Annotated in this window: 9 protein-coding genes; 7 read left to right on the top strand and 2 right to left on the bottom strand. The window is 31.4% G+C overall.

Annotated features, from left to right (window positions below; genetic code table 11):
- The 4 genes from V7147_RS21955 to V7147_RS21945 all read left to right on the top strand — a co-directional run.
- The coding region (locus tag V7147_RS21955) for a toll/interleukin-1 receptor domain-containing protein (RefSeq protein ID WP_335369939.1) at positions 1-596 on the top strand (596 nt) is incomplete at its 5' end.
- 97 nt (positions 597-693) lie between these two features.
- Positions 694-765 (top strand): TIR domain-containing protein, encoded by a 72-nt coding sequence (locus tag V7147_RS25285; protein WP_438824630.1) that lies wholly within the window; start codon positions 694-696, stop codon positions 763-765.
- A gap of 433 nt (positions 766-1,198) precedes the next feature.
- Complete coding sequence (locus V7147_RS21950) at positions 1,199-1,759, top strand: TIR domain-containing protein (RefSeq protein WP_335369938.1); 561 nt, start codon at positions 1,199-1,201, stop codon at positions 1,757-1,759.
- A gap of 5 nt (positions 1,760-1,764) precedes the next feature.
- Positions 1,765-3,768, top strand: coding sequence for a TIR domain-containing protein (locus V7147_RS21945; protein WP_438824629.1), 2,004 nt, complete (start codon positions 1,765-1,767; stop codon positions 3,766-3,768).
- Positions 3,769-4,498: 730 nt separating this feature from the next.
- Here V7147_RS21945 and V7147_RS21940 read toward each other — a convergent pair.
- Positions 4,499-5,566, bottom strand: coding sequence for a hypothetical protein (locus tag V7147_RS21940; protein WP_335369936.1), 1,068 nt, complete (start codon positions 5,564-5,566; stop codon positions 4,499-4,501).
- A gap of 166 nt (positions 5,567-5,732) precedes the next feature.
- Between V7147_RS21940 and V7147_RS21935 the strand changes: the two genes are divergently transcribed.
- On the top strand, positions 5,733-6,698 hold the full coding sequence (locus tag V7147_RS21935) for a stage IV sporulation protein A (protein WP_335369935.1): 966 nt from the start codon (positions 5,733-5,735) through the stop codon (positions 6,696-6,698).
- Between the two features lie 911 nt (positions 6,699-7,609).
- Here the strand turns inward: V7147_RS21935 and V7147_RS21930 are convergent.
- The gene (locus V7147_RS21930) at positions 7,610-8,131 is read right to left on the bottom strand and encodes a phospholipase D-like domain-containing protein (protein ID WP_335369934.1); all 522 of its coding nucleotides are present in this window, start codon (positions 8,129-8,131) and stop codon (positions 7,610-7,612) included.
- A gap of 184 nt (positions 8,132-8,315) precedes the next feature.
- Between V7147_RS21930 and V7147_RS21925 the strand changes: the two genes are divergently transcribed.
- Both V7147_RS21925 and V7147_RS21920 read left to right on the top strand, forming a co-directional pair.
- Positions 8,316-8,987: a hypothetical protein gene (locus V7147_RS21925; RefSeq protein ID WP_335369933.1), complete on the top strand. Its 672-nt coding sequence runs from the start codon at positions 8,316-8,318 to the stop codon at positions 8,985-8,987.
- A gap of 229 nt (positions 8,988-9,216) precedes the next feature.
- A complete protein-coding gene (locus V7147_RS21920) occupies positions 9,217-9,699 on the top strand; it encodes a TIR domain-containing protein (RefSeq protein WP_335369932.1) in 483 nt (160 codons plus the stop codon).
- Positions 9,700-9,994 lie beyond the last annotated feature (295 nt).

Raw genomic sequence — 9,994 nt, 5'->3', positions numbered from 1 at the left:
ATAGAGGTTTTAACTCTTATCCAATATTGGATTCAGGCGATCTAATTTTTATATTTAATGATGGGTTTTGGTTTAGAAGTCCTGAAGAAGTACCATCAGAAGAATATTTCAAAGAATATTTTCTTGAACACTTAAAAAGTGAAGGTTACAATGCATTTAATAAGATGGCTGGTGGTACAACTCTATTCATTAGTCATTCTTCTAGACAGAAAGAGAGTTTAGAGAAAATCATACCGTATTATACTTCAATCGATGAATTAATTTGGTTGGATAAGTATAGAATAACAGAGGATGCAGAACCACATATTGTCGAAAGAGAAATAGCAAAGGGACTAAATGAAGCCAATAAGGTCCTTTTTTTTATAACAAAAGAATTTCTTAAATCAAAATGGTGTACTTTCGAATTAGAACTAGCTAAAAAAATATATGAAGAAAAAGATGACTATAGACTATCCTTTATTATAGATGAGGACGTTATGAAGTATTTCTTTGAAGTTAACAAAGAATTGGTTAACTCTATAGTTAAAAACGACATTTTAATTTTATATAAACATCAAGATTTAGAAGAGCATATAAAAAAAATATTAAAAAAGTAATATTTTATGTATGTTTATAATAAATGGACCGTTCACATTTTAAGTAAATTGACAGTGTTAATGATGATTACATTCTCACAAAATTAGAACTCATCATTTGATAGATTCACCTTTAACTATAATATTAATCGGAAGTGATACATACAAAAGAAAGTGGGTTGATTGGTAGATTTATTCTTCCTTAAGACCTTATGGTGAAGAAAGACCTTTCAACAAAGCTGATTCTAATATCGAAGAGATTCTAATCGAACAAAAGCAAAGCTAGATACGTAATTGTTAGTATTTAGAAGACCATTTATTTATAATATAAAGGTATTCGCTTAGTTCAAGAATTTAATAGGATAGTAATCACCAATATGATACGATTAATAATTTTTTAAAGTCTCCATTGTTGTTAGGGATCATAGGTTATATAGAGAGATTCATTACGTAAATTTTGTAAATAACAGTTAAAAATTATGTAGTTACTTTACTTTGCATTGTTGATGAATGAACCATGAAATCAATAATGCACAAACAAGTCCACCACAACACTTTTTATATGTAAAAAAGCTGCTTTTGATGTTAAGTCTTATTCACTAGTTTATGGAAGGGGAAATATTATGCCATATCAAGGAGTTAGGCGTAAAGTATTCATTTCACACTATAAAGGTGATAGGGATGAAGTTGATGCGTTTATTCAAAAATTTGCAAATGAAGAAAAGGTTTTTATTCCCTATGTATTAGGAGCAAACAATAATGATGACTTTATAAATAGTTCAAATACTGATTACGTAATGACCCAAATTCGTAGAAAATATCTACAAGACACTACTGTAACAATAGTGCTTATTGGAAGTTGCACTCATAGTCGAAGGTATGTGGATTGGGAGTTAAAGAGTTCTTTAAGACAAGGTGATTATATTCCCAACGGAGTAATGGGAATAATCTTGCCGAGTCAAGAAAATTCCGCATATCTTCCGCCGCGTTTGAAAATGAATTGGTCAAAAGGACATGAAGATTGTTATGCTCGTTATTGGGTTTACCCAACAAGTGCAGAGCAATTGGGTAGTTGGATTGAGGATGCATATCAAGCGAGAACAAAAAGAGCACATTTAATTAAAAATTCTCAAGAAATGATGAAATATAATAGTAAATGTAATGTCTGTGGAATTACACATTGAGGAGAATGATAATGCCAAAATTTTTTTCACCGTTGTCAGTTTTTTTTGTTTGGCATCCTGCAGATGAAAGTAATGTAAAACCAGTTTTTGAACACTGCTATTCATTATTATCAAGAAATATAGAAAATCCATTTTCCCGTTCAATGAACCTCCCAATTTTTATTCGAACGACACAAAAAACAGACGTCCCTAAAAGTTTTGAATTATTTTCAAGAAAGACAATAATATTTATATTCTTAAGTAAAGATATAATTGCAGATGATATGTGGATTGAATATATAAAGCAAATCCCAAAAGAAGAAAATGTATTTATCATTCCTATTGCACTAGATGATTCAGCCTTTGTAATTAGCGAGTATTTCGAGAATATAAATTTTATTAGATATTATGAGTTTGATGCAAAATTTAATAAGGAATATTCATTTATAACGATTGCCCATGAAATTTATCGGTGTGCTCTAAACGAAAATTTTGATGAAATGACGCTTGGTAAAAACAATTCATTAAAAATATTCCTGAGCCATACCAAAGATAAAGAGAAAGGGGTAAAAGTAGCAAAATCTATTAAAAGTTTTATAGATAATAGTTCAATGCGTAATTTTTTTGACGCCACGGACATTGCACCTGGTTACAAATTTAATGAAGAAATTGTAGGTCATATAAAGGAGTCTACATTAATTGCTATACATACAGACACCTACTCGTCGAGATATTGGTGTCAAAGGGAAATACTGAGTGCTAAAGAGAACGAACGTCCCATTGTTGCTATAGATCTAATTGAAGAGTTTGAAGATCGCCGATTTCCATTTGCTTCAAATATACCTGGAATTCACATAAATCTTGAGGATGAGATATCTCATAAGGATTTACTTCGTATATTGAGTCTAGCGTTACTAGAAACCATAAGATTCTTTTATTCAAAATTATTATTACAACAATATAAAGAAGTCGGTTGGATGCATCCCGAAGCTGAGATCCTTCCTCGGCCACCAGAGGTTTCTGATATTGAAAAGGTATTCTTTGGAGATGGAAATGGAATAAATTATAAAAAGAAATTATTAGTTTATCCAGAACCTCCTCTATATTCTGAAGAGTTATCTTTTCTGAGCAAATTAGGAATTAGGGTTGATACACCTTTAACCTTGAATGGGTTGAATTTACTAGGGAAAAACATAGGGGTATCAATATCAGATCCTTCTGTTCTGGAATTATTAGAACTGGGTTTTACTAATCAACATTTAGTTCAACTATCTCAGGATATAGCAAGGCACTTACTATCTCGAGGTGTAACCCTAAATTATGGGGGAGATCTTCGTGAAAATGGTTTTACAGAATTTATTTTTAATGAAGCGTTAGCATTCAAAGCAAGAACACTATCTCAAGATGTTAAATTGAAAAATTTTATTGCCTGGCCAATATATCTTAATGATACATTTGACATAAAAAGTTGGAAAGCTAAATATCGTTCAATTGCAGATATGGTTGAGATGGATCCCCCAGAAGATATAAAAGATTTAATTATTAATAAGGATACATTTTTGCAACCTACAAATCCTCAAAATCAATATGTTTGGAGTCGTTCATTAACCGAAATGAGGAAAACAATGATTATGGGCTGTGATGCAAGAATATGTGCAGGAGGCAAACATTCAGGTTATTTAGGTAAAATGCCTGGTGTCCTAGAAGAAATATTAATAACGCTGGAAATGAAAAAACCCCTCTACCTTTTAGGAGGATTTGGGGGAGTGACCCAAAGTGTTTGTCAAATAATTCAAGGAAATATCTATCCTAATAAATTAACTGAAGAGTGGCAGGTAAAGCATAATGCGGGATATAATAATTTTCTTAATTTTAGCTTAACAAGAGGCGATAGATTAATTGATTATAACTCTATTATTGATCTTTTAAAAAATGCAAATTTAAATAATGGACTTAGCTTAGAGGAAAATAAAAGGCTCTACAATACACCAANNNNTGTTTTTAAAGGGATAAAAAACGTATTAGGATAATATTCCAATAAAATAGTCAGATTCTCTAGGCGGAGTGAAAAAATTTCCATTTGGGAGATTATACAATAAAAATAGGTATTGTTATAGGTTTCTTTAGAAGACATAAGGAAATGTATGGAAGCTCCACAAGAGAAAAAAGAGGTTGAGAAGAGTGCATTAATATTATATTTTGATAGGTTGGATCCTTATGGTTTTATTATACACAGGTTAAATTATTATTACGTGATTCTATGTAAAAGATTTACTTACCCAATACCGTTTCTAAACAAAAAGTGAATGTTAAGTTGGTAATTAATTCAAAATCGGAACTGACACGTGATGAATTAAAAAGTATTATTGATATTTACATATGCTAGAATTGATCGAATAAGCAAGAGAACAATTGAATACTTCTACTATAAGCTAGAACAAAAAGAAAACAATTTGTAAATAGTTACAGAGAGATCGACTACATGAATGTAATTTAAAAAGTTGGAAAAACTTTCGAGTTTAGAAGAGAGTTACCAGTCTGATATAAAAAGTAGTGGTTGTGTTGCCTGAAGTTAAACAAAGATATTTTACATCTCACCAGCATCCCATGTGTTGCCACATACACTCAAGACAAGTGGGGTGTATTATAAAAATGAAACTTACCTAATAAAAAGCCCAATCCAACCAAGGATAGGGCTTTTTGGATATCACTGATCTGTGCATCGATGATTATTCGGGCCTTCCCTGTGGGGCGTGTTTATTAATTCTTTATTTTAGTTAAATTTAAACTTGGCCGATTTTTATACAGAGTAACTTCCCAGTAATGTAGAATGTCATCATTGATTGTAATTAGCTTATTTTTAGGACCGATAATTTCTTCAGATTTCATATTTAAGTTTTTATCAAAGACATGCTTTAGAAGATAATCATTGTTATTTGAGAATACTTCAAGTTCACCTTTTTTGTTGCTGCCAATATAAACTGGTTCTCCGATCCTTGCAACTTTTTCCTTGCCAGTGTCATCATAAAGTGGCTCTCCATTTTCCGATGAAACTTGTAGCAATCCTTTTGATTTTTTTCCTGGACCAAACAATTTTTTGTTAGTAAAATCGATATAAATTGGTTTATCTATTCCACCTTCAGGAAATTGTTTGATTGTTATGGAATTAATAGCTAACGACTTGTCTTCAATTGGTATGACATCATATGTTATCTCTTTTGTATCGCCACCATTATTACTAAAAATGACAACTGTGCCATGTGAGGTTGGAATAATATCTAGGTTTTTTACAATAGGTGCAGTTGCAATTACTACTTCTTTTGTAAGTGTGCCATCACTAGTTAATTGTCTTATACTAATTTGTTTTTGGAGATTAGACCAATCCCCGGTATTTTGAAGAGTTAATAAATATGTACCTTCTATATCCCATGATAAATATTCACTATTTTCAAATAACACTTTATTTGTAACTTCCCATTTCCCATTTTTTGCAATAGATCCAATAATCCCAGAATTAAAGAATAATCCACCCCTTGGAGCCCAAATGACAAAGGTATTGTCATCCTCTTCGATAATTGAGAGTTTTGTATTATGGTCAAAAAAGCCATCATCATTTACTTTTATTTGTAATTCTGGATCAAATGTTTCCCCTCCAAAACCGGTGATTTCTTCTATGATATTTTTGTTAAGCATTTTCCCGGAACTAACAACTTGAGTTTCGGATTCATTTACTATTTCCTTCTTCGTTCCATTAATATCATTATTACCCTTTTGACAGCCTGCAATAGTAAAAGTTAATACAATTAAACATATTATGAGTACCTTCATAACTGTATTTATTAGCCTCCTTCACTTTAATTGTTATCATTCTGAGCTATACAGGAAGGTTTTATTCATCAACTCCTATTTTGATATGTAATCATTTTTATTATTAAAAGGTCTATAAATATAATGAAGAAAATATATTAAAGCAACATGAAAAGGGGGACTGAATATGGAGGTTAATGTTGAAATAAGCAATTTATTTAAACGGTTTAATGGGAGTCTTGTCGTTACTGTCACGGGACCGACACGAACGGGGAAATCATTATTTATTACGAATGTTCTAAAGACTTTTGTATTACCAAACGTAGAAGAAACAGAAAATGTAGAAATTAACTTTCCAGTAAGTGAATCTGGGCGGGAAATTTCCACAAAGAAAACTACGATAATACCTTTAGAAAAAATTAGGATAAATATAGGGACAGGGTCCAAATATATGCAATTTATTGATTGTATCGGATATAAAGCACACGGTGTTAAAGGGTTCCATACTAAAACTGGTCCACTCAAATTGCAGTTAGAAGGATACAAAAATCCAATACATTTTAAGGAAGCGATTTCAATACAAACACGTGAAATAGCAAAGAACATCAGTGATGTAACGATTATCGTTACAACTGATGGTACGATTGACTGTCTTCCTTCGTATGCTTTTATTGACGCTGAAATGAATATTGTTGAAGATTTGGATCTCCAACGCCCAAAAGTTATGATACTGAATTCAACTATACCAGAAGCTGAAAATACAATTACATTGGCAAAAAGTTTAGAAATGAAGTATAAGCTTCCAGTTATCCCTTTATCAATTGCTGAAATAACAGAAGAAAATGTTCAGTCAATATTTAATAAGTTGTATGAAGAACTACCATTATTCGAAGTCAATGTGAATATATCTGAATGGATTATAAAATTAGAAACCGATCATTTTTTACGGAATAAAATAGAAGGTGCAGTGCGTAGTATAATGAAAGACTTAACAAATATTGGAAAAATAGATAGTTGCCTTGAAAAGTTCAAGGACTATGATTTTATTCAGGGGGTTACTCTTACTGAATTTGATAGTGTCACTGGGATTTTAAATATAAATTTATTGGAATCAGAGGAGATTAGAACTAAGTTTGCAAACTTTGTAAAATAAACTTATGAACTACCAATAACAACTGACCCAAAATTATTTTATGGTTTATTGAATCTTGGGTTGGAGGTTGTCAGGAGTCGGAATATATGTATGGATTAAAAGAACGTGAATTGGGTTATATACCTTGCTATTCACTTAACCGTTTTTTATTAGAATTGTAGATAAGTTACCGTACTTATATACATATTTATATTGGTTAGAGTACAAAAATTTAACGAGTGTTTATGATTTTTAGTAAAACAAAATTATCTGTAAAACAATCAACATATATGTATTGATAAGGGAAATATTTGTTAGTATCAAGTATATAAATGGTGTTTCAATAATGGATATGAATAAGTTTAAATACTAGAATATGAATTTGTTAGGTTTATCGTTTTTAGTTGCAATTTCAAATTTACATATCTTTGCTAGCTTAACAAATCAAGTAACCTTTATAGGTGTATCATCCTTTACCTTTAGTTGGATTATCACTTTCCCCTACAATGATATTTTTGGGAATATATCAATAAGTGGATGGGGAAATGGTATTTTCATTTTATTTGAGAAAAACAGTGTAGATAGAACTGACAATAGGTACATGAATTAATTCAAGGGGTGTTTGAGTCATGGGGAAACACCGAATATCAATACCTAAACTATGAGGTTGAAACTGTGAGCAGAACCATAAGTTACAGTTCTCGCTAGAACTATTCTTAAAATATGTAAGAACTGTAGAAACAACCTTCTACAGTTCTTTTTATTTACAATCTTAATCATCAAAACTTTATGTTAAGAAGCAAAGCTGTTTTATACAATTTAAGCTTTTTCCTTTGTTTTTTACCATATACTTTAGAAGGATTCTACCTCTAAGCAAATTTCTTATTTTCTTTTGGTTTATAAGGAATATAATTGATGCTATCATTCCACATTTAACTAAACTTCTCTGACCATTCTTTAGCAATTTTTTTATCCTTTGAAATAATTACTACCTCTTCATTTTTCTTTTCTGCACTATAAGTAAAATTATATGAACCACTCGTAATGATTTCTTCATCAATAATCATATTTTTTAAATGCATTTTTTCTGCATACGTATTAACTTTTACTGGTATCCCTACAACTAATAGCTGTTGTAAAGCAGATTCTTGATATGAATCGTCTTTATCTGTAATAATTCTTACTTTTACACATCTATCGGTTGCACTACAAAGGTGAGTGACAATGTTCCTTTCACTTATATAATATACCGCTACATCAATAGTTTCACATGCTTCGTTAATGACTCTTATTAATTCTTCTTGAGGGGATGAACTAGATTTAGTAAAGAAGTACCTAAGTTTAGAACTACTTTTATATTCTAATTTAACAATGTCTAACTGTTCGGTGTCTTTATAGTATAAATAAGCTGCTGAAGCAATTGTTCCTGTCAGTATTACTGCAGAACTTATCAATATAATCGTGTTTATAACTACTCCCCCTTTTTTGCAAAATTTGGTTCGGATCTCATCGAGAGATTGGTAGTGTATGCTAGTGTTCGTGTGAATTTAGTGGAAAAGAAAAAAGAAGTTGAAAGGAAAATAGATTCTAATAAGTAGATAATAATGACGGGCTTTAAAAGCAGTTGTGTTAAACAAATTGAATGAAATACTTACCTATGCTGAGATAGAAAAACAAATAGAGATACTTCAAAACTCTAATTATTGGTATAAGTACTCATATAGACCATTAATAAAAAGGTTTAACGAGACAAGAGGGGCTTCCGATATAGATGTATGGACTGAGAGAGTTGCTTTAGTATACTCATGGCTCCCTAGAATTCCTTGGTCCTCATTTGCATCGGAATTAGTAGGCATACAAGAAATAATTAATAAATTGACAGAGATAGAAAGATACTTTTACGATGCTGAACTTTCGTCAATTGAAAGAACAACCTACCAAGGATTTGAATATCAAGGAGAAGCATCTTTCTACTCTTACAAAGGATATTATGATATGGGATTGAGGGATTTTTTGATTCCAACAGGAAGACTATTACATGGCTTAGAAAGATTAGACACTCAACTTTCCTCAACTACGAAGCTCTTGCATTTTATGTGCCCTAATCTTTTTCCTAATTCAAAGGTATGTAAGCAAGTTTTTGGATCAACTCCAAAACAGACATATTCAAAATATCACGCATATGTATTTGGATTAAAAGAGTTCTTTGAAAATAATGAGGTTGTTTCACAAATTAATTGTTTATCTGAAAAAATGGAGGTTTCTGCATTATATATAGTTGATTTAGTCTTGTTTAACTATACTGAATAACCCTTTTGAAAAAGCGGTTAGGGAATTTTGATACACAGAAGTGAACATGTCCCTTAAATAATTTTATCAGGGGATGTTGCCTTAATCGTTGCATAAGAGAAAAGATTAAAAGCTTCACAGTTGTTACTTTTACTATAGAAATTAAGATATAATGCGTTGGATTTTGGAGGAATTTATCAATTTTTGTAGAATATAGCAATAAAGTAACTATAAAAATAGGAGGGGTAATATGAGCCACAAAGTATTTGTAAGCTATCATCATGACTATGATCAATTAAAAGCTAATCATTTAAGGGAAACATATGGAGCAAACAACACATTAATTGATAGGTCTTTATCTGATGCATATGATAGTGCTAGTAACGATTATATTTTACAACAAATTAGAACCTATCATCTTAAAGAGTCGACAGTCACTATTGTTTTAATCGGGAGTGAAACAGCCAAAAGGAAGTGGGTTGATTGGGAAATTTACTCTTCTCTCAGACCATATGGAGGGAGAAGTAGAAATGGCCTATTGGGAATCTATTTACCAACAGCTGGGGGAACACCTGCTAGATTACAAGATAACATTGATTCAGGTTATGCAGTTACTATGGATTGGAGAAATATTTCTTGGCAGTTGGAATCAAAAATAGAGCAGGCCTTCAATAATAGGTACTATGAATCCCTTGTAAGAAACACTAGGATTAGGAGAACGAGGAATAGTTAATGGTTAACCAAAAGGAGAAGAGAAGGAGGAACCAATTACCTTTAGAAAAAGCTTTGCAAGGAATTTGTAGACCCTATATTACAGAAAAAGTTTAAAAATTCATATGTAAACTTACCAGCACCCCATATGTTGCCACATACACCCCACGCACGTGGAGTGTATTATAAAAATGATACTTACCTAATAAAAAGCCCAGAGGTGGTTACCCCTAAAAGTTAGAGTTTTTATTATGCAGCTGATTGGCTGGATTGAATTCGGTATTCGACCGGACTCAGTCCAGTCAATTTTTCTTTTG

The organism is Bacillus sp. JJ1521 (assembly GCF_036965165.1).
Classification (GTDB): domain Bacteria; phylum Bacillota; class Bacilli; order Bacillales; family Bacillaceae_L; genus Ferdinandcohnia.
The sequence above is the reverse complement of the archived record's forward strand: the minus strand, read 5'-3'. Positions and strand labels throughout refer to the sequence as shown.

What these genes read in the sequence shown, in the direction of transcription:
- V7147_RS21950 (WP_335369938.1), top strand. Translation starts at nt 1,199, where the DNA reads ATGCCATATCAAGGAGTTAGGCGTAAAGTATTCATTTCACACTATAAA.
- V7147_RS21940 (WP_335369936.1), bottom strand. Translation starts at nt 5,566, where the DNA reads ATGAAGGTACTCATAATATGTTTAATTGTATTAACTTTTACTATTGCA.
- V7147_RS21935 (WP_335369935.1), top strand. Translation starts at nt 5,733, where the DNA reads ATGGAGGTTAATGTTGAAATAAGCAATTTATTTAAACGGTTTAATGGG.
- V7147_RS21920 (WP_335369932.1), top strand. Translation starts at nt 9,217, where the DNA reads ATGAGCCACAAAGTATTTGTAAGCTATCATCATGACTATGATCAATTA.